At 71.2% G+C, this 21,354-nt stretch carries 24 protein-coding genes and 1 pseudogene; 11 read left to right on the forward strand and 14 right to left on the reverse strand.

Translation table 11 applies throughout. The features are described from left to right. Window positions 1–125: 125 nt before the first annotated feature. Window positions 126–869 (forward strand): PaaX family transcriptional regulator C-terminal domain-containing protein, encoded by a 744-nt coding sequence (locus P1P75_RS25850; RefSeq protein WP_319259413.1) that lies wholly within the window; start codon window positions 126–128, stop codon window positions 867–869. Between the two features lie 145 nt (window positions 870–1,014). Here the strand turns inward: P1P75_RS25850 and P1P75_RS25855 are convergent, their stop codons facing one another. After that, window positions 1,015–1,821 (reverse strand): pectate lyase, encoded by an 807-nt coding sequence (locus tag P1P75_RS25855; RefSeq protein ID WP_319259416.1) that lies wholly within the window; start codon window positions 1,819–1,821, stop codon window positions 1,015–1,017. 420 nt (window positions 1,822–2,241) lie between these two features. Here P1P75_RS25855 and P1P75_RS25860 point away from each other — a divergent pair, with 420 nt between their 5' ends. Both P1P75_RS25860 and P1P75_RS25865 read left to right on the forward strand, forming a co-directional pair. Beyond that, the gene (locus P1P75_RS25860) at window positions 2,242–3,558 is read left to right on the forward strand and encodes a PHB depolymerase family esterase (protein WP_319259419.1); all 1,317 of its coding nucleotides are present in this window, start codon (window positions 2,242–2,244) and stop codon (window positions 3,556–3,558) included. Between the two features lie 106 nt (window positions 3,559–3,664). Then, window positions 3,665–4,009 (forward strand): hypothetical protein, encoded by a 345-nt coding sequence (locus P1P75_RS25865; RefSeq protein WP_319259422.1) that lies wholly within the window; start codon window positions 3,665–3,667, stop codon window positions 4,007–4,009. A 4-nt stretch (window positions 4,010–4,013) separates the two neighbouring features. On the opposite strand, the pseudogene P1P75_RS25870 reads toward P1P75_RS25865, so the two are convergent. Both P1P75_RS25870 and P1P75_RS25875 read right to left on the reverse strand, forming a co-directional pair. Continuing rightward, window positions 4,014–4,401, reverse strand: a pseudogene (locus tag P1P75_RS25870) (purine permease); the annotation flags it as partial. Window positions 4,402–4,426: 25 nt separating this feature from the next. Then, on the reverse strand, window positions 4,427–5,767 hold the full coding sequence (locus P1P75_RS25875; RefSeq protein ID WP_319259425.1) for an FAD-dependent oxidoreductase: 1,341 nt from the start codon (window positions 5,765–5,767) through the stop codon (window positions 4,427–4,429). Window positions 5,768–5,968: 201 nt separating this feature from the next. Between P1P75_RS25875 and P1P75_RS25880 the strand changes: the two genes are divergently transcribed. Next, window positions 5,969–6,475, forward strand: coding sequence for a DUF6214 family protein (locus P1P75_RS25880; protein ID WP_319259474.1), 507 nt, complete (start codon window positions 5,969–5,971; stop codon window positions 6,473–6,475). A gap of 18 nt (window positions 6,476–6,493) precedes the next feature. Here the strand turns inward: P1P75_RS25880 and P1P75_RS25885 are convergent, their stop codons facing one another. Further along, window positions 6,494–7,156, reverse strand: a complete 663-nt coding sequence (locus tag P1P75_RS25885) for a DUF305 domain-containing protein (RefSeq protein ID WP_319259429.1) — start codon at window positions 7,154–7,156, stop codon at window positions 6,494–6,496. Between the two features lie 200 nt (window positions 7,157–7,356). Between P1P75_RS25885 and P1P75_RS25890 the strand changes: the two genes are divergently transcribed. Continuing rightward, window positions 7,357–8,859 (forward strand): hypothetical protein, encoded by a 1,503-nt coding sequence (locus tag P1P75_RS25890; protein ID WP_319259431.1) that lies wholly within the window; start codon window positions 7,357–7,359, stop codon window positions 8,857–8,859. Window positions 8,860–8,888: 29 nt separating this feature from the next. On the opposite strand, the gene P1P75_RS25895 is transcribed toward P1P75_RS25890, so the two are convergent. From P1P75_RS25895 to P1P75_RS25920, 6 genes are all read right to left on the reverse strand, one after another. Beyond that, window positions 8,889–9,557: a helix-turn-helix domain-containing protein gene (locus tag P1P75_RS25895; protein WP_319259434.1), complete on the reverse strand. Its 669-nt coding sequence runs from the start codon at window positions 9,555–9,557 to the stop codon at window positions 8,889–8,891. Window positions 9,558–9,798: 241 nt separating this feature from the next. Then, window positions 9,799–10,491, reverse strand: coding sequence for an HAD-IA family hydrolase (locus P1P75_RS25900; RefSeq protein WP_319259437.1), 693 nt, complete (start codon window positions 10,489–10,491; stop codon window positions 9,799–9,801). A gap of 10 nt (window positions 10,492–10,501) precedes the next feature. Beyond that, complete coding sequence (locus tag P1P75_RS25905) at window positions 10,502–10,792, reverse strand: hypothetical protein (protein WP_319259440.1); 291 nt, start codon at window positions 10,790–10,792, stop codon at window positions 10,502–10,504. Window positions 10,793–10,820: 28 nt separating this feature from the next. Continuing rightward, window positions 10,821–11,033: a hypothetical protein gene (locus P1P75_RS25910; protein ID WP_319259442.1), complete on the reverse strand. Its 213-nt coding sequence runs from the start codon at window positions 11,031–11,033 to the stop codon at window positions 10,821–10,823. A 39-nt stretch (window positions 11,034–11,072) separates the two neighbouring features. After that, window positions 11,073–11,744: a phosphatase PAP2 family protein gene (locus tag P1P75_RS25915; protein ID WP_319259444.1), complete on the reverse strand. Its 672-nt coding sequence runs from the start codon at window positions 11,742–11,744 to the stop codon at window positions 11,073–11,075. Window positions 11,745–12,000: 256 nt separating this feature from the next. Beyond that, window positions 12,001–12,558: a DUF5134 domain-containing protein gene (locus P1P75_RS25920; RefSeq protein WP_319259447.1), complete on the reverse strand. Its 558-nt coding sequence runs from the start codon at window positions 12,556–12,558 to the stop codon at window positions 12,001–12,003. 278 nt (window positions 12,559–12,836) lie between these two features. Here P1P75_RS25920 and P1P75_RS25925 point away from each other — a divergent pair, with 278 nt between their 5' ends. Further along, on the forward strand, window positions 12,837–13,520 hold the full coding sequence (locus tag P1P75_RS25925; protein WP_319259450.1) for a MarR family transcriptional regulator: 684 nt from the start codon (window positions 12,837–12,839) through the stop codon (window positions 13,518–13,520). Window positions 13,521–13,530: 10 nt separating this feature from the next. Here the strand turns inward: P1P75_RS25925 and P1P75_RS25930 are convergent, their stop codons facing one another. The 3 genes from P1P75_RS25930 to P1P75_RS25940 form a co-directional block, all read right to left on the reverse strand. Beyond that, the gene (locus tag P1P75_RS25930; protein ID WP_319259453.1) at window positions 13,531–14,577 is read right to left on the reverse strand and encodes an aldo/keto reductase; all 1,047 of its coding nucleotides are present in this window, start codon (window positions 14,575–14,577) and stop codon (window positions 13,531–13,533) included. A gap of 152 nt (window positions 14,578–14,729) precedes the next feature. Beyond that, the gene (locus tag P1P75_RS25935) at window positions 14,730–15,494 is read right to left on the reverse strand and encodes a VOC family protein (RefSeq protein ID WP_319259456.1); all 765 of its coding nucleotides are present in this window, start codon (window positions 15,492–15,494) and stop codon (window positions 14,730–14,732) included. Window positions 15,495–15,565: 71 nt separating this feature from the next. After that, complete coding sequence (locus P1P75_RS25940; protein WP_319259459.1) at window positions 15,566–15,958, reverse strand: VOC family protein; 393 nt, start codon at window positions 15,956–15,958, stop codon at window positions 15,566–15,568. 72 nt (window positions 15,959–16,030) lie between these two features. On the opposite strand from P1P75_RS25940, the gene P1P75_RS25945 reads away from it, so the two are divergent. Beyond that, entirely contained in the window at window positions 16,031–16,570 is a 540-nt protein-coding gene (locus P1P75_RS25945; RefSeq protein ID WP_319259462.1) for a GNAT family N-acetyltransferase, read from the forward strand. Between the two features lie 3 nt (window positions 16,571–16,573). Here P1P75_RS25945 and P1P75_RS25950 read toward each other — a convergent pair whose 3' ends face one another. Beyond that, a complete protein-coding gene (locus tag P1P75_RS25950) occupies window positions 16,574–17,257 on the reverse strand; it encodes a glycerophosphodiester phosphodiesterase family protein (RefSeq protein ID WP_319259464.1) in 684 nt (227 codons plus the stop codon). A gap of 223 nt (window positions 17,258–17,480) precedes the next feature. On the opposite strand from P1P75_RS25950, the gene P1P75_RS25955 reads away from it, so the two are divergent. From P1P75_RS25955 to P1P75_RS25970, 4 genes are all read left to right on the forward strand, one after another. Beyond that, window positions 17,481–18,878, forward strand: a complete 1,398-nt coding sequence (locus P1P75_RS25955) for a DUF6421 family protein (protein WP_319259467.1) — start codon at window positions 17,481–17,483, stop codon at window positions 18,876–18,878. A 38-nt stretch (window positions 18,879–18,916) separates the two neighbouring features. After that, the gene (locus P1P75_RS25960) at window positions 18,917–19,663 is read left to right on the forward strand and encodes an SDR family NAD(P)-dependent oxidoreductase (RefSeq protein WP_319259477.1); all 747 of its coding nucleotides are present in this window, start codon (window positions 18,917–18,919) and stop codon (window positions 19,661–19,663) included. Then, the gene (locus tag P1P75_RS25965) at window positions 19,660–20,730 is read left to right on the forward strand and encodes a low specificity L-threonine aldolase (RefSeq protein ID WP_319259469.1); all 1,071 of its coding nucleotides are present in this window, start codon (window positions 19,660–19,662) and stop codon (window positions 20,728–20,730) included. The genes P1P75_RS25960 and P1P75_RS25965 overlap by 4 nt, the downstream gene beginning before the upstream one ends. A 97-nt stretch (window positions 20,731–20,827) precedes the next feature. After that, window positions 20,828–21,354 (forward strand): transglutaminase family protein (locus P1P75_RS25970; protein ID WP_319259472.1); only part of this gene is annotated, 527 nt, incomplete at its 3' end.

Raw genomic sequence — 21,354 nt, forward strand, 5'->3', positions numbered from 1 at the left:
CGTCATGCGTGGCGGGGGACGGGGTGCGGGGCTCTGCGTCCATGAGGGTCATGCCTTAAATGTTGCATGTCACGCACAGTCGCAGCAATAGTGCAACACTGATGGTGGACGTACAGTACGGCCTCATGCGCAGGAACGTGATCTCCGGGCCCGGAGAGGTGGAGCTGCCGCCGCTGTCGGCCCGGTCGGTGGTGCTGAGTCTGCTGCTCGGCATCCACCCGCCCGAACTGCCGGTGAAGGATCTCGTCCGGCTGGTGGAACCCTTCGGCGTCGGCGGCTCCACCCTGCGGGCCGCGCTCAGCCGGATGGTGACGGCAGGCGACCTGCGGCGCACCGGTTCCGTGTACGGCCTCAGCGAGCGCCTGCTGGAACGCCAGCGGAGGCAGGACGACGCCGTGCACCCGGCGACCCGGCCCTGGGACGGCGACTGGGAGATGGCCGTGATCACCGCGACCGGCCGCGGCCCCGCCGAACGCGCCGAACTGCGCACCGGGCTGACCCGGCTGCGCCTCGCCGAGCTGCGCGAGGGCGTCTGGCTGCGCCCCGCGACCCTGATCCGCCCCTGGCCGGCCGAACTCGACGGCGTCACCCGGTACTTCACCGCCCGACCGGAGACTCCCGCCGAGGAACTGGCGGCCTCGCTTTGGCCGTTGGGGGAGTGGGCCGGCCAGGGCCGGGCCCTGCTCGCGCACCTGGCGCGGGCCGATCGCCCGGCCGACCGCTTCACCGCCTTCGCGGCCGTCGTACGCCATCTCCTCGCCGACCCGGTGCTGCCTCCCGAACTGCTGCCGGCCGACTGGCCGGGTGCCGCACTGCGCGCCGCCTACGCCGACTTCCAGCGGGAGGTGACGGCCCACGCGCACGCCTGACGGCCGGAGGAAGCGCGTGCGGGTCGCTTCCTCCGGCCGTCCGTGGGGGGAATCCCGGCCTGCGGGTGCTCGGCCCGTTCGCAGACGATCTCCAACCCATCTACTCCTGGGCCATCTGCTCTTGGGCCACCTGCTCGTAGGTCATCTACTTGTACTTGATGTCCGAGCTGGAGTACTTGCAGTACGTGCCGTCGGCGTTCGAGCCGTTCGTCGTCGGCTCGTCACCGTCGTCGTTGCCGATGTACTTCTGGCAGGGGACGATCTTCTTGCTGGTGTCCCCGACGATGGTGATGCCCCGCAGGGTCGCGCTGTCGCCGTAGTTGGTGTTGATGCCGACGAGCTTGCCGCCCTTGTAGGTCACCTCGACGGTGTTGAGGTTGATCGTCCGCTTGTACTGCGTGGAGCAGTTGCCGCACGAGCGTATGAAGGTGCCGAAGTTCTTCACGGCGAAGTTGGAGACGTTCAGCGTCCCGGCGCCGTTGAACTGGAACACCTTGTCGCTGGCTTCCTTCGCCCCGCCGCCGACCACGTTGTAGACGTTGGACGAGGAGGAGCCGCGGAAGGTCGCCGCGTCCTCGCCGACGTCCTCCCACCAGACGTTCTGGAGCGTGCAACTGCCCTTGCAGTGGATGCCGTCGGCGGCGGGCGCGCCGATGATGACGTTCTTCAGGACGGTGCCGGCGGCCAGTTCCAGGATCGGGCCCTGGTCCTCGTCCTGGCTGCCGCTGCCCAGGTCGCCCGTGCCGTACAGGCGCTTCATCCCGTAGTCCTTGGTACCGGAGAGCGGGATGGTGGAGGAGACGCCCTGGCTGCCGTTCGCGGTGGGCCAGGTGGCCGCGCTCGCCGGAGTGAGCGCTCCGCTAGTCATGATCATGCCAACCGCTAGGCCGAGGGCGGCCAGTGAGCCGGTCAGTGCGCGCCCATGGGTGCGCAGGGATGCTGGGGAAGTCATGTCCCGATGCCTTCTTCCAGGTGGGGGATGGTCGCAGCGTTCCGATGGTCGTGCCGGAGGGATCCTCCGCGTAACCAGCGGATCGCATACGTGAACACTGGTTGTGCTGCTGAACAGTGTGACGCGTGAAGTGTGGAGTTGGCTGGGTAGCAGTGGGCGGCTCGTCCACACTCCTGAACGGAAGGTAGGGGGCAAGCGCTTTCTAGTCAACGTTTCGCGCAGAAGACATCCGGCCGCCGAAGCGGGCCGGTAAGGGGCTTCGAGGTAAGGGTGTGGGAGCGCTTCCATGGCAGGCATGTGCATGCCACTATGCGGGTTCGGGTGTCTCCCATCCGTTTCGGAGCCCCTTGATCGCCACGGGATCGATGCCCTGAGAAACCCTCCTTCGCGCACGACGAGCCGCACACAGAAGGGACCAGCGTGATCACCCCCGACTTCCCCAGGAGAGCGCTGCGCTCGGTACTCGCGGTGCTGGTGCTCCTCCTCACCGGCGCCCTCCTCGCCGTCCCCACCGCCTCCGCCCGCCCGCAGTCCGCCCCGGCGGCCGTTCCGCCCGCCACCCTCACCGAGGTCACCGGCTTCGGAGCCAACCCCAGCAACCTGCAGATGTACGTGTACGCGCCGGCCAATGTCACCGCACACCCGGCCGTCCTCGTCGCCGTGCACTGGTGCGGCGGCTCGGGACCGGCCATGCACTCCGGCACCGAGTACGCCCAACTCGCCGATCGATACGGGTTTCTGATCGTCTATCCGTCCGTCACCCGCGGCAGCAGGTGCTTCGACGTCTCCTCGCCGCAGGCGCTCAGGCGTGACGGCGGCAGTGACCCCGTCGGCATCAAGTCGATGATCGACTGGGTGGGCGCCGCGTACTCCACCGACGCCGCGCGCGTGTTCGCCACCGGCATCTCCTCCGGGGCGATGATGACCAACGTCCTGCTCGGCGACTATCCCGACGTGTTCGCGGCGGGCGCCGCGTTCGCCGGGGTCCCGTTCGGCTGCTTCGCCACCACCGACGGCTCCGAGTGGAACAGCGCCTGCTCCGGCGGCACGGTGAACCGCACTCCGCAGCAGTGGGGTGACCTCGTGCGAGGCGCGTACCCCGGATACACGGGACCCCGGCCGCGCATGCAGCTGTGGCACGGCACCGAGGACGACGTGCTGCGCCATCCCAACTTCGGCGAGGAGATCGAGCAGTGGACCGAGGTGCGGGGGATCGGCCAGACCCCGGCCGCGACCGACTCGCCGCAGACCGGCTGGACCCGCACCCGCTACGGCTCCACCGGGGACCGGGCCCCCGTGGAGGCCATCAGTCTCCAGGGCGTGGGACACAACCTCTACGCGTGGGGCATGGCCGACAGGGTGCTCACCTTCTTCGGCCTGGACGCGGGCGGTGGACCGGGACCGGGCCCCGAGCCGGCCGGCGCCTGCAAGGTGACCGTGACGACCAGCGCGTGGAACACCGGCCTGACCGCCTCGGTGACGTTCACCAACACCGGTACCGCCGCGGTGAACGGCTGGCGGCTCGGCTTCACCCTGCCCACCGGGCAGACCGTCACCAACGGCTGGGGTGCCACGTACACCCCGGCCTCCGGGACGGTGACGGCCACGAACGCGTCGTACAACGGCACGGTCGCGCCGAACGCGAGCGTCACCCTCGGCTACCAGGCGAGCCATTCGGGCGACAGCAGGGCGCCCTCCTCCTTCACCCTCAACGGGGCTCAGTGCACGGTGAGTTGAGGCCGGTCGCCGCGGACGGCGCGGAAATTCGCGGGCGGGGGAGCGGGTGGGCGACGTAGCGTCGCCGCGACTGGGGCCCCCGCCCCGGAGGGACGGAGGTATGCGCATGACGGCCGACGACGTGGTGAGGCTGTTCGCCGACGAGAGGCGGGTCCGGGTCTTCGCCGCCGTGGCGCTGGGCGCCACGAGCGCCGAGGAGATCGCCGAGCGGACCGGCCTGGCGGCCAGGGACGCCGTCGGCGCACTGCGCAGGCTGGAGGACCGAGGGGTCGTCGTCTCTGACGTCGACGGGCTCGCCGTGTCCTACGACCGCTTCCGGGACCTGGCCCGCGCGGCGGCCGGGTCCGGCCCGTCCCCGGATCACGGCACCGGGGACGAACGGGCCGAGACCGTGCTGCGGACGGCAGGTCTACCGGGGCACGGCCAAGATGAACGGGCTGCGCAAGGATGACCTGGACGACCTCTTCCCGGGGCTGCTCGACGCCGTCCTCGACGCCGCCGCCCGCGAGTCCCGCCGGCTCCTGGACGGGTGAACCCGCCTTCCCCGGAAGGTGGTTGAACAGCAGGTTCAGTACGATCGCGGTCACGCAGCCCGCGCTGATGCCGCTGTTCATCACCGTCTGGAACGAGTCGGGGAACTTCTCGTAGACCGTCGGCACGCCCACCGGCAGCACGCCCATCGCCACCGACACCGCGAGCACGGTCAGATGGTGGTTGTCCTCGGAGTCGGCCTGGGCCGGCGTCCGCAGGCCGCTCGCCGCTCGCCGCGACCGTCCCGAACATGACCGGTCCCGCGCCGCCGAGGACCGGGGCCGAAGCGGCCGCCACCATCGCAACGATCTGGCTGTGCGTGGTCCGGAGGGGGTCCCTATCCCCGGCCCGCCGCGGACCGCAGCGCCGACCAGTCCGGGAGTTTCACCACGCCACGCCCCAAGGAGGCGCCCCATGCCGCCTCGGCCCGCTCGATCGCCAGCCACCCGGCCCATCCGACCGGCTCGGCTCCGGCCTGCCGCAGCAGCGTGAGCGGGTCACCGGGCAGCTCCCGCCGGGCGAGCGCGGGGGAGTCCGTCAGCAGCGAGGTCACCGTCTCCTTCGCGCACGGCCGGTTGGTGCCGATCACGCCGGTCGGGCCGCGCTTGATCCAGCCCGCCACGTACTCGCCCGGCGAGGGAGTACCCCCGCGCAGCACCCGCCCCGCGAGCTGCGGCACCGTGCCGCGCTCCGCGTCGAACGGCAGCCCCTCCAGCGGCACTCCGCGATAGCCCACGGACCGCAGCACCAGCTGGGCCCCGATCTCCTCGAACCGGCCGGTGCCCGTCACCCCGCCGTGCCCGTCGGGCGCGGTCCGCTCGAACCGTACGGCACCCACCCGGCCGCCCTCACCGGCCAGCAGTTCGCCGGGCCGCAGGAAGAAGCGCAGGTGAACGCGGCGCCGTAGACCACGTGGTGGCCGGGCAGCCCAGCCGCGCAGCACCTCGATGTTGCGGCGCTGGGCCGCCGGCAGTGCGGACGGGTCGGCGCAGGCCGGGTCCAGCTCCAGTTCCGCCTCGTCGACGAGTACGTCGGTGTCCGGCAGGGTGCCCAGTTCCCGCAGCTCCTTGGTGGTGAAGCGGGCCTGGGCGGGGCCGCGCCGCCCCACCATGTGGATGTCGGTCACCTCGCTCGCGGCCAGCGCGGTGAGCGCCGCCTGCGGTATGTCGGTGGGGCTCAGCTCCGCCGTGCCGCGCGCCAGGATGCGGGTGACGTCCACGGCGACATTGCCCATCCCCACCACGACGGCGGACCGGGCGCCGGCCACGAAACCGTCGGCCGGGGCGTCCGGATGGGCGCTGTACCAGGCCACGAACTCCGTCGCCGAGAAGCTGCCCGGCAGATCCTCGCCGGGGACCCCCAGCCGGCGGTCCGCCGCCGCGCCCACGCAGTACACCACCGCGTGGTACAGCTCCCGGAGCCTGTCCACGGACACCCCGTCCGCCCCGATCCGCACCCCGCCGAGGAAACGCACCCGTTCGTGTTCCAGGACCGTACGCAGGTTCTGCTGGAGCGACTTGATCTTCTCGTGATCGGGGGCGACGCCGTACCGCACGAGTCCGTACGGGCAGGGCAGCCGGTCGAGGACATCGACGAGCACCTCGGGGTCCTGCTGGACGAGGCTCTGGGCGGTGTAGACCCCACTCGGCCCGGAGCCGACGACGGCGACACGCAGCACGGTCGAACTCCTTACCCCAGGGGGACGCAGGAGAGCGCTGATGCTCCCAGCATGGCACCGCGGGGGCTCGGCTGACAGGGTGCCGTACGCCGACCGGGCGTGCGTGTCCGTTCGTAGGCAAAGTGATCATGCGGTTACTTTGCGTGTGTGATGGAAACATCGTTTCTCAATCTTTCCGGCCGCCGGGCCGAGGACGGCACGGTGTCGGTGCGGCCCGCGTGGGAAGTGCACCAGGACGGCGAGCCGACGTCCTGGTGCACCGTGCGGCTGGCGTTCCCCGACGAGGCGTGCGTCGAGGTGCTGGCGGTCGTGAGCGCCGAGAGCGTCTCTGTCGAGGACGTCAGGTCATGCCCGGCGCTCTCCCTGGACGACCTGAGCGTGCTCGCGGAGTGGATCGAGGAGCCGCTCTTCGAGTGGTGCGGCAGTGGCCGTCAGTCGCCGTCGGTGACTGGGCCGGACGGGTCCGACGGGCCGGCGGCGGGGATCGCCCCCGGGGGCTCCGGCGCCCGGCGGGCACGGCCCGTCCGGCCGCGCGGCATCGAGGGCCGCCGGCTGGTCGCGGACGAGTACCGCGCGGCGCAGGAGCAGGGTGCCGACCCCGTGCTCGCCGTCATGCGGACCACCGGGCACAGCCGGCGCAGATCCCTGAGCATGATCGCGCAAGCGCGTGACGCCGGTTTCCTGACACCGCGTCACGCACGCCGCTGAGCGGGCCGGACGGTCCCGTCAGAGCATCGCCCGCATCCGGGTGATCTCGGTCGTCTGCTCCGCGACGACATCGTCCGCCATTTCCTCGATCCGTACGTTGTTCCCCTGCGCCTTGACGTCCGCGGCCATGGTGACGGCGCCCTCGTGATGGGTGATCATCAAGGTCAGGAAGAGCTGGTCGAAGGCCTTTCCGCGCGCCGCCCGCAGCTCCTTCAGCTGCGCCTCGGTCGCCATCCCGGGCATGTTGGCCGCCGCCGTGTGCTCGTGCCCGCCGCCCGTCCCGTCGTCGGCGCCGCCGTCCTTGCCGGAGTGGGTCGCAAGCCAGCTCTCCATGGCCTGGATCTCCGGACCCTGCGCGGCCGTGATCCGGGAGGCGAGTGCCTTGAGCTTCCCGGACTCGGCCTGCTTCGGGACGAGTCCGGTCATCTCCAGGGCCTGACGGTGGTGCTCGATCATCATCCGGGCGAAGTCGATGTCCGCGGAGTTGGGGGTGTCGTCGTCGACGCGCTGTTCGGCCGCGTCCTGCGCGGAGAGCGTCCGGTTGGCCTCGCCCGGCTTTCCCGGCGCGATCACCGAAGGCCCGGCGGCCGCGCCGGAGCCGGTGTCCGCAGCGGAGTCGCAGCCCGTCAGGACCAGGGCGAACAGCGCGGCGGCGACAAAGGGCGCACGGCGGACGAACACAACGACCTCCAGGTGCTGGCGGGTTGAGAACCGGCCAAGGGTGAGCGGACGGTCCCGGACCGCCCTGGTACGAGTCTGCGCCCTACTGATCGAAAACATTCATGACGAATGCGTTGCCGCCTGTTGATCTGTGCATGATGAAGACGATACTTCGGAGGACCGTGAACCGTTCCCCGTGAACGGCTACGAGGGAGGACGCAGTGATCCTGTTGAACGAATCCCGAACGCGGCACAGACGCCTGGGAGTTGCCGCGGCCTGTGCCGGACTCCTGGCCACGCTGCTCGCGGCGGTACCGGCCGCCGCGACCCCCGACCCGGGGGACGGCCCGGCCGTGGAACGCGAAGTGTCCCAGAACGCACAGGCCGAGGTGGCCGAGGCGATCGCCGACGGCGAGATACCCGGCCAGGACGAGATCATCCACTCCGCCAACATCGAGCACCTCGTCAACATCCCCAAGGACGTGCTGCCCGGCACCAATACGGACCTTGCCTTCCAGGGCAAGTACGCCTTCGCGGGCAACTACGACGGCTTCCGCATCTTCGACATCAGCAACCCGAAGGCGCCGAAGACCGTCTCCCAGGTGCTCTGCCCCGGTTCGCAGAACGACATCTCCGTCTCGGGCGACCTGCTGTTCCTGTCGACCGACTCCTCGCGCAGCGACAGCAGTTGCAACAGCACCACGCAGCCGGCGACCGAGAAGTCCTCGTGGGAGGGCATGAAGGTCTTCGACATCAGCGACAAGACGAACCCCCAGTACGTCGCCGCCGTCGAGACCGCCTGCGGCTCGCACACCCACACGCTGGTGCCCGAGCGCAAGAACGTCTACGTCTACGTCTCGTCGTACTCGCCCAACGCGGCCTACCCCGACTGCCAGCCCCCGCACGACGGCATCTCGGTCATCAAGGTGCCGCGCAAGGCACCGGAGAAGGCCGCGATCGTGAACTTCCCGGTCCTGTTCCCCGGTGAGGGGCCGGACGGCGGCGGCAACCCGGGCGGACCCACCAACCCGGGTGTCTCCAAGACGACCGGCTGCCACGACATCACCGTGCTGCCGGACAAGGACCTGGCGGCCGGCGCCTGCATGGGCGACGGCATCCTGTTCTCGATCGAGGACCCGCAGAACCCGAAGATCATCGACCGGGTCCAGGACAACGTGAACTTCGCGTTCTGGCACTCGGCGACCTTCAACCTGAAGGCGAACAAGGTCGTCTTCACCGACGAGCTGGGCGGCGGAGGCGCGGCCACCTGCACCGCGGAGATCGGCCCGGACAAGGGCGCCGACGGCATCTACGACATCGTCGGCAAGGGCGACAAGCGCAAGCTCGTCTTCCGCAGCTACTTCAAGATCGACCGCCCCCAGGCGCCGACCGAGGTCTGTGTCGCGCACAACGGCTCGCTGATCCCGGTCAAGGGCAAGGACATCATGGTCCAGGCCTGGTACCAGGGCGGCGTCTCCGTCTGGGACTTCACCGACTCCGCCCACCCGAAGGAGATCGCCTACTTCGAGCGCGGCCCGGTCAACACCGAGCGGCTGACGACCGCCGGCCCCTGGTCGGCGTACTACTACAACGGTTACATCTACTCGAACGACATCGCCAAGGGCCTCGACGTGCTGAAGATCCACGACCGGCGCACGGACCCGGCGAAGTACGTGCGACTGCCTGAACTGAACGTCCAGACGCAGCCGGACTACTTCGACTGATCGACGGGCTTCGGCTCGTCCGCGGCGTGCTACCGGTCCGCGGAGGGCCGTCCCGTCGAGAAGAAACGCGAGAAATCGGTGTCACACGTCCCGCCGGGCGCCTCGGGGTCCGGCGGGACGCCCTGGTCCCAGTCCAGCCGGTAGCGCGCGAACAGCTCCGCCCGCAGCGGGGCGAGAGGCATGCCCACGTTCGGCAGGACCATGGCGTAGACGGCGCCCATGAGCAGGGAGCGCAGCATCGGATAGTCGGTGTCGACGTCCGCTGAGCCGTGCCGGGCCACCGTGTCCCGCAGCAGTTCGGCCAGCCGCCGCTGCTCGGGGCACCGCACGAAGCCCTCCGCCTGGAGCAGCCCCGCCATGTGCTGACGCATCAGCACCGTGCGGTCGCGGGCCAGTCCCAGGATCGCGTCGACGGCCCGCGCCATCCGCTCCCGGCCGTCCTCGGTGCGGGGCTCGCGCTCCAGCGCCTCCTCCAGCGTGCGGTGCATCAGCCGGTGCACGGCCGACTGCACCAGCTGGCGTTTGCCGGGGAAGTAGTACGACACCAGACCGCGGGCCGAGCCCGCCCGGTCCGCGATGTCGCCGAGCGTCGTCGCCTCGTACCCGCGCTCGCCCACCAGCTCGATCGCCGCCTGGAGGAACCGTTCCCGGGAACGCCGACGCAATTCTTCATTGACCGAGGCGCTGCGCGGGGACATGCTGTAACTCCTGCGTTGACTGGCTGCCAGCCAACTATACTCAGCGCAGCCCGGCCGGTTCCGTTTTCGGAGGCGTACCGGGGGCCGCCCGCTCTGGGCGACGCGGGGGATCGTCCAGAGTGGGCGTGCTGCTTCCCCGATGGTGGCCTGAGGCTCCTTTTCGAGCGGTTCGAGTTCCGGTTCTGTTCTCCGGGCGCACCGCTCCGCCCCCTCGGTCGCCGCCCCGCCGGGGAGTACGGGCTCACCCCACCAGGTCCAGCAACGGCAGCAGGCCGTCCGGCCGCTCGGCGGCCGGCAGATGGTCCACGAAGTACACCGAGCAGCCGAGGGCCGCCGCCCCGCCGTCGGCCGGCCGGCTGTCGCCGACCATCAGCGTGGCGCGCGGATCGGCGCCGAGCGCCTCGCACGCCGTCGCGAACAGACGCGGATCGGGCTTCTGCACCCCGTGCTCGTACGACAGCACATACGTGTCGACATACGCGTCGAGGCCGTGCGCGCGGAACACCGGCCGCAGATCCCACCCGATGTTGCTCACCACACCCACCCGCACCCCGCGCTCGCGCAGAGTGCTCAGCACTTGGGAGGCGTCCGGGTACGGCGCCCACGCGGCCGGCTCCATGTGCCGGTCGTACAAGGCGTCGTGCAGGGCCGGGTCGGGCAGCGGCACCTGACGGGAGAGCCCGGTGTACGCGGCCCGGTGCAGCTCGGCGCTCTCGTCCCGCGCCCGCCACAGCCCCGCCAACTCCTCGGGCACCCGCACCGGAAACGCCCCGCCGGGCAGCGCACCGGCCGCCTCCAGCGCCCGCGCGGTCTCCGCCACCTCGCCCTCGGGGAGCACGGAACCGGCCGCGTCGAGGACGGTCCGCAGCCACGCCTCGGCGGACTCGATGCGGAAGAGGGTTCCGGAGAAGTCGAACAGCACTGTGGAAGTCATGGAGTGGATCTTAGGAAGGGGACGGGCGGAGGTTCCAGGCCGCGGGAAGATCCGCGTCGCAGAACACGCAGACGAAGACGCCCTCGCGGACCACGTTGTTCTCCCGGCAGCGCTCGCAGCGGCGGAACACCGGCGCGTGCGTGAAACCCTCGGGGCGCACGACGCCGGCGCGGTCCAGGGCGGCGGCGACGGCCGGCCAGGAGTCGGGGTCGGGGCAGTAGCCGGTGGACTGGTTGCTGACCTCGGCCTCCCGCCAACCGCCGCCCGTCCGGCGCAGGGTGACCTCCCCGGCGCCGAGCACCTCGCCACCGCCCGCGCAGGCGACATGTTCACTGCGCCGGGGTGCCGGCCGCAGCAGACCGTCCGGCCCGACGACGAAGGTGACCGTCTTCTCTCCGTCCTTGCCCGGCCACGGCCGTCCACGCGTCGAGAGCGGCGGTCCGGCGGATCACCTGTCCCTCGGTCCCGGCGACGACCGCCTCCCGCAGCTCGGGCGGACCCACGTAGCCGTACCGGCGTCCCGGCGGGCTCATGGCCGCCACCGGAAAAGGGTCGTCACGGCCGCCACCGCAAAGGCGTCGTCACGGCCGCCACCGCACATGGGCCGCGATCGCCAGGGACACCAGCATCGCGCCCATGAGCCAGCCGCCGACGACGTCCGTGGGCCAGTGCACCCCCAGCCAGACGCGGGTCAGACCGACGCCCACCACCGAGACGACGGTCACGGACATCGCCGTGCGCCACAGGACGGGGCCGGCGCCGTGGCGGTGCAGGAGCCAGAGGAGGAGGCCCAGGACCACGGTGGCCGTGAGGGCGTGGCCGGAGGGGTAGGCCGCGTAGTGGGCCGAGTCGACGGGGTCGGTCCAGACGGGGCGTTCGCGGCCGAGCGCGGCCTTGAGGCCCTGCTGGAGGGCCGTGCCGACCGCCGACACCGTGACCAGCCACACCGCCGTCCACCAGGCCCCGCGCCGCCACACCAGCCACACGGCCACCGCCGCGCACAGCAGTCGCATCGTCAGCGGGTCCCAGACCCAGTCCGTCAGGATGCGGAACGCGTGGGTGACCTCGGGGTCGGCGACGGCCCAGCGGTGTGTCGTGCGGGAGACGTCTCCGTCGACGGAGAGCAGGGGGTGCCACTCTGCCGCCACCAGGATCAGCAGCACGAGCGAGCACAGGCCCAGGGCGATCGCCGTTCGGACCGCTGTGCGGTACGGCGACTGGGCGGGCGGGGAGTCGACGGAGAGGGAGTGCATGAAGTGATCCTTGCCGAACTCCGGAGTATGAAGCCAACCCGGGGCCCGCATTCTCGGCCGAGCGCCCGCGACGCCGGCGCAGGGCACCAGCACCGGTACCACCGGTACCACCGGTACCACCGAGGCCGCGGGCTGTCAGACGCGGTCTGCGCGCCGTCGTGAGCCGGTCCGCGGGCGTCAGCAGCGGGTGCACGCGCTGCGGGACGTGGGCCTGCGGGACGTGGGCCTGCGGGACGGGCCGCACCGGGGTACCGCCTCAGATCGTCAGCAGCATCGCGAGCATCCCGATCCCCATCGACAGCCGGCAGGCCCGAGCCAGCTCGGGCCGGTCGCCCCACGCCGGGACACTCCCCGCGGCCGCACTCCCCGCGGCTGCGGCCACCGGCAGCAGCCGTACGCCGGAGACGAGGACGTACGCGGCGAAGTACACGAGGAGCCCGCCCGTGAGCAGGGGCACCCCGGAGCCGCCGTGCGCGTGGCCGGCCGTGGGGGAGGCGGTCATCACGACCGCCATGTAGACCATGGCCGCGGCCCCCACCAGGTGGTGCAGATGGTGGGTTCCGCCCCTGGCCACCCAGAGGGCCCGCAGCGCGGCTCCGCCGAAGACCACCGCGTACGCCGGCCACACCCAGGCCGGCGGGGTGAAGGCCGAGCCCGGCACCGCCATGACGGCCATGCCGAAGCCCATGAGCGCCTCGTCGCCCGCGGCCCGGCGCTGTGTCTCGTCGCTGCTGCGCATCCGCAGCAGGCAGTAGGCCCCGGTCGCCGCGCACAACGCGACCAGCAGCCAGCCGGGCGAAGCCGGTCCGTGCACGCGTACCTCCCCGCTCGACGGACGGTCCAGGAATGCGATGCCCCCGCCATGCGGCGCGCACGCGAGCGCAAGGAAGTACACGGGGAGCATTCGAGGGAGCACGGGAGGTGAGGAGGTCCCCGCCGACGCGGTGCTCCCCGAGCGGTGGCGGCGCGCCCGCCGCGGGAGCGGGTCGTCGCGGCCGCGGGGGCCGGACACCGTACGCTCGCCGCGACGGTCCGGCGCCAGGAACTCCTCCTGGCCCGGCACGACGAGGCGAGACCGGAGGACGTACGGCCATGACGGCGACGCAGGGACAGCCTGTGGACGGGGACGACGCGGGCCGGCCGGCCGACGGCGACGCGAGCGCGCGGGGGCCGCTCGACGGCGGCGACGCCGCGCAGGGCCGTCCCGCCACTCAAGGAGAGGGCACTCGAGGAGGAGGCACCCAAGGGGGAGGCACCCAAGGAGACGGCGGCCGTACGGACACCGTCGCCGCGGTGGTGCGCCGGTGGCAGGCCGTGCGGCCAGAGCTGGACACCGGCCCCGTGGAGATCATCGGGCGGGTCAACCGCTGTGCCGCACTCCTCCAGCAGGCCGAGGACGCTCCGCTGCGGCGTGCCGGGCTCAGCCGGGCGGAGTTCGACCTGCTCGGCGCGCTGCGCCGCACCGGTCACGAGCTGACCCCCGGCGAACTCGCCCGTGAGACGTTCTCCTCGGGCACCGCCGTCACCAAGCGCGTCAGAGCGCTGACCGAACGAGGCCTGGTGGAGCGGCGCGGCGACACCCGGGACCGCCGCGTCGCCCACCTGAGCCTCAGCGAGGCCGGCCGTACCCTGATCGACGGCGTCCTGCCCGAGCAACTCGCCTACGAGCGTGCCGTACTGGCCGCCCTGGACGCCGACCGGCAGGACGAACTCGCGGGGCTGCTCAGCGAGTTGCTCAGCCGCCTGGAGGAGCACACGCGGGCGCTGCGGATCTGAGGGCGTACGGTCACCGCACGTCGTGCACCGTACGGCGGTGCGTGGTACGCCGGTCGTCGATGGCCTGCCAGCGGTCGCCGTAGACGGTGCGGGTGACGCCCGGATCGCGCAGGAACTCGTGCGGGAAGCCGAGCGGCACGGCGCTCACCTCGTCGAGGCGGGCCACGGCGTCGCCGTCCAGGCGGACGTCGAGGCAGCCGAGGTTGTCCGCGAGCTGGCTCTCCCTGGTGGCCGAGACGAGCGGTACGACGTTCCCGGGGCGGCCGAGCAGCCAGGCCAGCGCGACCTGGGCCGGGCTCCAGCCTCCCTCCTCCGCGATCTCCAGGACGGCGCTGATCACGGCCGCCTCGCGCCGGTCCTCCTCACCGGACCCCAGCCGGCCGGACTCGCCCCGCCGGTACTTCCCGGTGAGTTTTCCGGCCGCGAGGGGAGCCCACGCCATGATCGCCATGTCGAAGGCCCGTGCCTGCGGCAGGAGTTCGCGTTCGGGGGTGCGCTCCAGCAGGCTGTACCGCAGCTGCGAGCCGGCGAACGACGTCCAACCCCGTAGCTCGGCAAGGGTGTTGGCCTGCGCGATCTCCCAGGCGGGCCAGTCCGAGACGCCGACGTAGAGCACCTTGCCCGCGCGTACGAGGTCATCGAGTGCGCGCATGACCTCGTCGACCGGGGTGAACTGGTCGCGGGCGTGGACCCACAGCACGTCCAGCCGGTCGGTGCGCAGCCGGCCCAGGCTCGCCTCCACGGACTGCACCAGGTTCTTGCGGTGGTTGCCGGCGGCGTTGACGTCCCCTTCGCGGACCGCGCAGGTGTACTTGCTGGCGAGGACGAACTCGTCGCGCCGCCCTTCCAGCAGCGTGCCGAGGAAGCGCTCGGAGTCGCCCCCGGTGTAGATGTTGGCCGTGTCGACGAAGTTGCCGCCCGCCCGCGCGTAGCGGTCCAGCATCTTCGCGCTGGTCTCCTGGTCCGCGCCCCAGCCTCCGTCGCCGCCCATGGTCATCGCCCCGAGGCCCAGCTCGCTGACGCGCAGACCGGTCCGGCCGAACAGTGTGTACCGCATGTCGTCGTTCTCCCCCTGAAGGCAGTCGCCAGGCGTTCGCACGTCGATCGCGGGCAATCCCCAGCAATTGCGAGCAACCCCAAGGCGATCGAAGTCACCGATGGCACGACGCTAGGGCCTCAAGTGCGCTCGAAGACAACCGGGTGCCCGGCTCAATGCTCGTCGGCGGCCCGGTACACGCCGAACACCGCTCCCCGCGGGTCCCGCAGCACCGCGATCCGTGGGCCGCCCGGCACGGAGACCGGCTCCGTCAGTGCCGTGCCGCCCGCCCGTCCGGCCGCCGCCGTCGAGGCGTCCACGTCGGCCACCGCGAAGTACGGCAGCCAGTGCGGCGGCACCTCGGGCGGGAACGTGTCGTCCATCGTCGTCATGCCGCCGAAGTCGGCGCCGCCGACGCCCCACTGGGTGTAGTGCTCCGAGGTGGCCACGGTCCAGCCGAACACGGTGGTGTAGAAGGCCTCGGCCCGCGCGGTGTCGCGGGTCACCAGCTCCACCCAGCCCAGCGAGCCGGGCGCGTTGAACAGCCCCGCTCCCGGAAAGCCGCGGGCCTGCCACAGCTGGAAGGCCGCGCCGCCCGGGTCGAGGGCGACCACGAACCGGCCCACGTCGAACACGTCCATCGGGCCGACCAGCACCTTGCCCCCGGCCTCCTCGATCATCCGCGCGGTGACGTCGGCGTCGGACACCCCGAAGGACACGTTCCAGGCGACCGGCCGGCCCTGCTGGTAGAGCGGCGTGAGCGCGGCGACGGCCGCGTCCCCGAGATGCGCGACGGTGTAGTCGCCCGCCTCCTGCCGCGGATCGGTCTCGCACCGCCAGCCGAACAGCTCCGTGTAGAACCGCTGGGCGGCGGCCAGATCGTCGGTCCCCAGCTCGGCCCAGCAGGGCCCACCGGGCACGGGCGCGTCGAGCTTCATGGCGTTCCTTCCGCAGGGAGCACCCCCTCCAGCACGCTAAGCCCGAGCCCGGTCCGCGGCATCCGCTGAGGTCAGGTACCCGGGCGGTACCGCAGCGGATGGCCCGCCGGCACCTCCACCAGCACGATCGGCGTGCCGTCCGGGTCGGCGATCCACATCTCGACCAGGCCCCACGGCTCCTTCACCGCGGGCCTGACGATCCGCACCCCGGCGGCCGTCAGCTCCTCCTGGGCCGCCGCCACGTCCGGCACCTGCATCCACAGCCGTACGGCGGGTTCCGCCGGCGTCCGCGCCCGCCCGGAGATCTCCAGGAACCCGCCGCCGAGGAAGTAGACCGTGCCGCGCTCGGGCCCCGTACCGAACTCGCGGTACACGGCGAGGCCCAGCTGCTCGCCGTAGAAGACGCGGGAGCGCTCGGGGTCGGTGGGGCGGAGAAGGGCTCGACTGCTCAGTACATGCACCATGCACGGGGAGCCTAGACGCCGGTTAGGCTCGGCGGTGCCCAGCCACGCGACAGATGATCCGGAGAGCACCGCATGGATACCACCGCCACCGAGTTCAGCTTCCGCGACGCCACCGACGCCGACGTGGAGGCGCTGGTAGCGCTCGTCGAGTCGGCCTACCGCGGGGACTCCAGCCGGGCCGGCTGGACCACGGAGGCGGACCTCCTGGAGGGGCAGCGCACCGACCCGGAGGGCGTCCTGGAGGTCATCAAGTCGCCCGACAGCCGCGTACTCACCGTGGAGCGGGCCGGCCGGATCGTCGCCTGCTGTCAGCTCGAACACCGCGGCGATCACGCGTACTTCGGCATGTTCGCGGTCAGCCCCACGGTCCAGGGCGGCGGTCTCGGCAGGACGGTCCTCGCGGAGGCCGAGCGCCGGGCGCACGCCGACTGGGGCGTCACCGAGATGCACATGACGGTGATCTTCCAGCGCGAGGATCTCATCGCCTGGTACGAGCGGCGCGGCTACCGCCGTACCGGTCGGATGACGCCGTTCCCCTACGGCGACGAGCGCTTCGGCGTGCCGCAGCGCGACGACCTCCGGTTCGAGCTGCTGGTCAAGAGCCTCGGCTGAGGCTCACGCGGTGAGGCGGCCGGTGTGCCTGATCTCCGGCCGGTCGGTGGTCGCGCCGTCCAGTCCGAAGGCCCGGACCAGCCGCAGCTGGTCCGCTGTGTTGACCACCCAGCCGATGATCCGCAGGTCGTGCCCGCGGGCCGCCTCGACGACCTCCAGGGTGAGCCGCCGCAGGTCCAGGCACAGGGTCGCGGCCCCGACGGCCACCGCCCGCTCGACGACGTCCCGGTGGTAGTGGCCGGCGACCAGCGCGGTGCGCACGCCGGGAACCAGCCGGGCCATCTCGGCGATCGCCTCGTCGTGGAACGAGGACACCTCCACCCGCTCCACCAGGTTCCGGTCGAGCATCACCTCGGCGAGCGCCCGCGCCGCCCGTACGTCCTTGATCTCGGCCTGGAGCGGCACCGACACCGCCGCCAGGACCTCCTCGAAGACCGGCACCCGCTCGCCGAGCCCGGCGTCCAGGGCGCGCAGCTCCGCGAGGGTGTGGTCCGCGACCGGCCCGCTGCCGTCGGTCGTGCGGTCCACCTCGGCGTCGTGCATGACCACGAGCGCGCCGTCCTTGCTCAGGTGCAGGTCGAGTTCGACGGCGTCGAGACCGGCCCGCTCGGCGGCGGCGAACGACCTGAGGGTGTTCTCGGGTTCGACGCCCATGACCCCGCGGTGGCCGATGGTGAGGAGGTTCAAGAGACGGCTCGCTTCCCTGGGAGGACCGGTGCGCCGGGTCGCGCATCCCAGAGATCCCTACCCGGAGGCCCGCACCGAAAGCATCTGCCCATCCGATGGCGTGCAGGAAAAAACGCGGTGACCATGGCGTCACGCAGGATAATTTCCCGAAGGTCATCTTGCTGGAGGAATCCTCTTATGCGTACGGTGTCCATACGTGAGGTTCTCCTGTGGAGGATGGGACATGACGCAGATTCTTGTGCAGGTGGGTGCGGAGGAGCGGGTTCCTCCCGTGGCCAGGGTGGTGGAGCACCCGGCCTGGCCCGTGCTCAAGGATGCCGTGGAGCGGATCCGGCCCTGGCAGGCGAAGGACGGGTCGATCGACTTCACGGCCGAGGGTGCCCCTGAGCGCGCCGACGCCGAAGAGGCCGTGAACCGCGTGGCCGCCGCGGTCGAGGAGCTGTCGCCGCTGCTCCCGCACGACGCGGACTACCACCGCGCGCTGGTGCAGGATCTGCGCCGGTGGGCCGAGGGCGGCTTCGAGGTGCCGGACTTCCTGGACTCGCTGCTGGCCTTCCAGCCCGCCGCGAACCGCGCGGACGGCCTCCAGCACCTGGTCGTCTTCCCGATGTACACGCAGAACGGCAACCCGGACCGCAACCTCGAGGCGGTCGTGCTGCGCATGGTCTGGCCGGACTGGCTGGCCGAGCTGGAGCGCACCCGCTTCGACAACCCGCTGTTCTGCGGCATCACCTTCGAGGACTTCACGGCGGGCTACGACACCAACTCCGCCGTCCTCTTCCCGGAGACCATCGCCGTACGCGAGGCGCCGGAACGATTCTCCTGGGGTGGCATCTTCTGCGACCGCGAGGCCGCCCGTTTCCGCCGTGTCACCGACGCCGCCGTGGACATCCTCGGCCTGGAACTGCCCGAGGACATCGCCGCCATGGTCCACGACCAGAAGCGCTGCGAGGAGGCCTTCGTGCTGTGGGACATGGTCCACGACCGCACCCACAGCCACGGCGACCTGCCCTTCGACCCCTTCATGATCAAGCAGCGCCAGCCGTTCTGGATGTACGGCCTGGAGGAGCTGCGCTGCGACCTCACCGCCTTCAAGGAGGCCGTGAAGCTGGAGGGCGACGGCATCCCGCAGGCCCGTGACGTGCAGTACGCGGTCCTCTTCGACCGCATGTTCCGCTTCCCGGTCACCGGCGAGCGCGTGCGCAACTACGACGGCCTCGGCGGCCAGCTCCTCTTCGCGTACCTGCACAAGCACGACGTCGTCCGCTGGACCGACAACAAGCTGCACATCGACTGGCAGCGTGCCCCCCAGGTCACCAACGAACTGTGCGCCGAGATCGAGAATCTCTACCGCGACGGCATCGACCGTCCCAAGCTCGTCCACTGGTTCGCCGGCTACGAACTGGTCTCCACCTACCTCGCCCCGCACCCGGGCTCCAAGTGGGCCAAGGGCCCGGACGCCCTGGACCTGACCCAGCTGCCCCGCAAGCTCGTCGATGACGTGCTTCCGGACGAGTTTCCGCTGAGCATGTTCTATGAGGCACTGTCCAAGAAACTGAAGAACGTGATTGCCTCGACCCGGGGCATCACGGCGGACGGCGCCGAGCGGATCGCCGCGTGAGCGACCTGCGTACCGAGAACGCTCAGGAGGCGAGGACCATGGGGAACGGGGCTCTCAGCGGTGCGGTGATCGCGGTGGCCGGTGCGGGCGGACCCGCCGGCCGGGCGGCGATGATCAGGCTCGCGGAGGCGGGCGCGACGGTGGTGGGCGCGGACAACGACCCGGAGCGTCTCGCGGAGGCCGTGGACGCGGCGAGCTACGCCGCCGGCGGCGCGACCGTCATCGGCGAACCGGTCGACCTGCTCGACCTGCGGTCGACCCAGGAGTGGGCCACCCGCGTCGAGAAGGACTTCGGCCGGGTGGACGGGCTCGTGCACCTCGTCGGCGGCTGGCGCGGCAGCGAGACCTTCACCAAGACCAGTCTCGACGACTGGGACTTCCTCGAACTGCTGCTCATCCGCACCGTGCAGCACACCACGCTCGCCTTCCACGAGGCGCTTCAGCGCAGCGACCGCGGCCGGTACGTCCTGATCAGCGCCGCGGGCGCGAGCAGCCCCACCGCGGGCAACGCCGCGTACGCGGCCGGCAAGGCCGCCGCCGAGGCGTGGACGCTGTCGATGGCCGACTACTTCCGCAAGGCCGGGGGCCCCGACGGGCCGACCTCCGCGGCGGTGATCCTGGTGGTGAAGGCACTGGTGCACGATGCGATGCGCGCCGACCGGCCCAACGCGAAGTTCGCGGGATTCACCGACGTCAAGGACCTGGCCGAGGCCATCGCCGACGTCTGGGAGAAGCCCGCCGCCGAAGTGAACGGACACCGTCTGTGGCTCACCGAGAAGCCGTGAACCCACCCCGGACCGACGCGCGTCGCCATCACGACCCGGAGGTCCGCGGTTTCGCCAGCGACAACTACGCCGGCGCCCACCCGGAGGTGATGGCCGCCCTGGCCCTGGCCAACGGCGGCCACCAGGTGGCGTACGGCGAGGACGACTACACCGAGAACCTCCAGCGCATCGTCCGCGGCCACTTCGGTCCTACGGCGGAGGCGTTCCCGGTCTTCAACGGCACCGGCGCCAACGTCGTCGCGCTCCAGGCGGTCACCGACCGCTGGGGCGCGGTCATCTGCGCCGAGAGCGCCCACATCAACGTGGACGAGGGCGGCGCGCCGGAACGCATGGGCGGCCTCAAGCTGCTCACCGTGCCGACACCGGACGGCAAGCTCACCCCCGAGCTGATCGACCGGCAGGCGTACGGCTGGGAGGACGAGCACCGGGCGATGCCGCAGGTCGTCTCGATCACCCAGAGCACCGAGCTGGGCACCCTCTACACGCCCGACGAGATCCGGGCGATCTGCGAGCACGCCCACGCGCATGGCATGAAGGTCCACCTGGACGGCTCCCGCATAGCCAACGCGGCGGCTTCCCTGAACGTCCCGATGCGGACGTTCACCAACGCGGTCGGCGTCGACATCCTCTCGCTCGGCGGGACCAAGAACGGCGCGCTGTTCGGCGAGGCGGTCGTCGTGATCAACCAGGACGCCGTCTCCCACATGAAGCACCTGCGCAAGCTGTCCATGCAGCTCGCCTCCAAGATGCGTTTCGTGTCCGTGCAGTTGGAGGCTCTGCTCGCCAAGGACCTCTGGCTGCGCAACGCCCGGCACGCCAACGAGATGGCGCAGCGTCTGGCCGAGGGCGTGCGCGCGGCGCACGGCGTGGAGATCCTCTACCCGGTCCAGGCCAACGGCGTCTTCGCCAAGTTGCCGCACGAGGTGAGCGAGCGCCTGCAGAAGCGGTTCCGCTTCTATTTCTGGGACGAGTCGGCGGGCGTGGTCCGCTGGATGTGCTCCTTCGACACGACGGAGGAGGACGTGGACGCCTTCGTGGCGGCGCTCAAGGAGGAGATGGCCCGCTAGAGGCGGTGGCCCGACGGGCTCCCGAGGATTGCATAGGTATGCGTTCACCTGGAAAAAGATTGACGTTCGGGTGATCGTGTTCCTATGCTCTCCAGACATGGAGCTGATCCAGGAAACCCCCGACCTGTCCGCGTACTTGGCCGCCGACGAGGTCATCGACCATCACCACCCCCTGGTCCGGGACACCGCGGCGCGCCTGGCGAAGGACGCGGACGACTCGTATGCCTATGCGCGCCTGGCCTTCGAATTCGTGCGGGACACCATCCCCCACTCACAGGACTCCGGCGACCTGCGGGTCACCTGGCGCGCCTCCGACGTACTGGAGCAGCGCACCGGCATCTGCTACGCCAAGGCCCACGCGCTGACCGCACTGCTGCGTGCCGAGGACATCCCCACCGCACTGTGCTACCAGACGTTCGACGTCGTCCACGGACTGGTCGCCGTCCGCTTCAACGGCGCCTGGCACCGACAGGACCCGCGCGGCAACAAGCCCGGCGTGGACGCCCAGTTCTCCCTGGACGGCGAACAGCTGGCCTTCCTCCCCGACACCGCCGCCGGCGAACGGGATCACCCTGTCCTGTACGCCGCGCCGCCCCCGCCCGTCCTGCGCGCGCTCCGCGCCGC

It is taken from the genome of Streptomyces sp. ID05-39B, assembly GCF_033794725.1.
Classification (GTDB): domain Bacteria; phylum Actinomycetota; class Actinomycetes; order Streptomycetales; family Streptomycetaceae; genus Streptomyces; species Streptomyces bobili.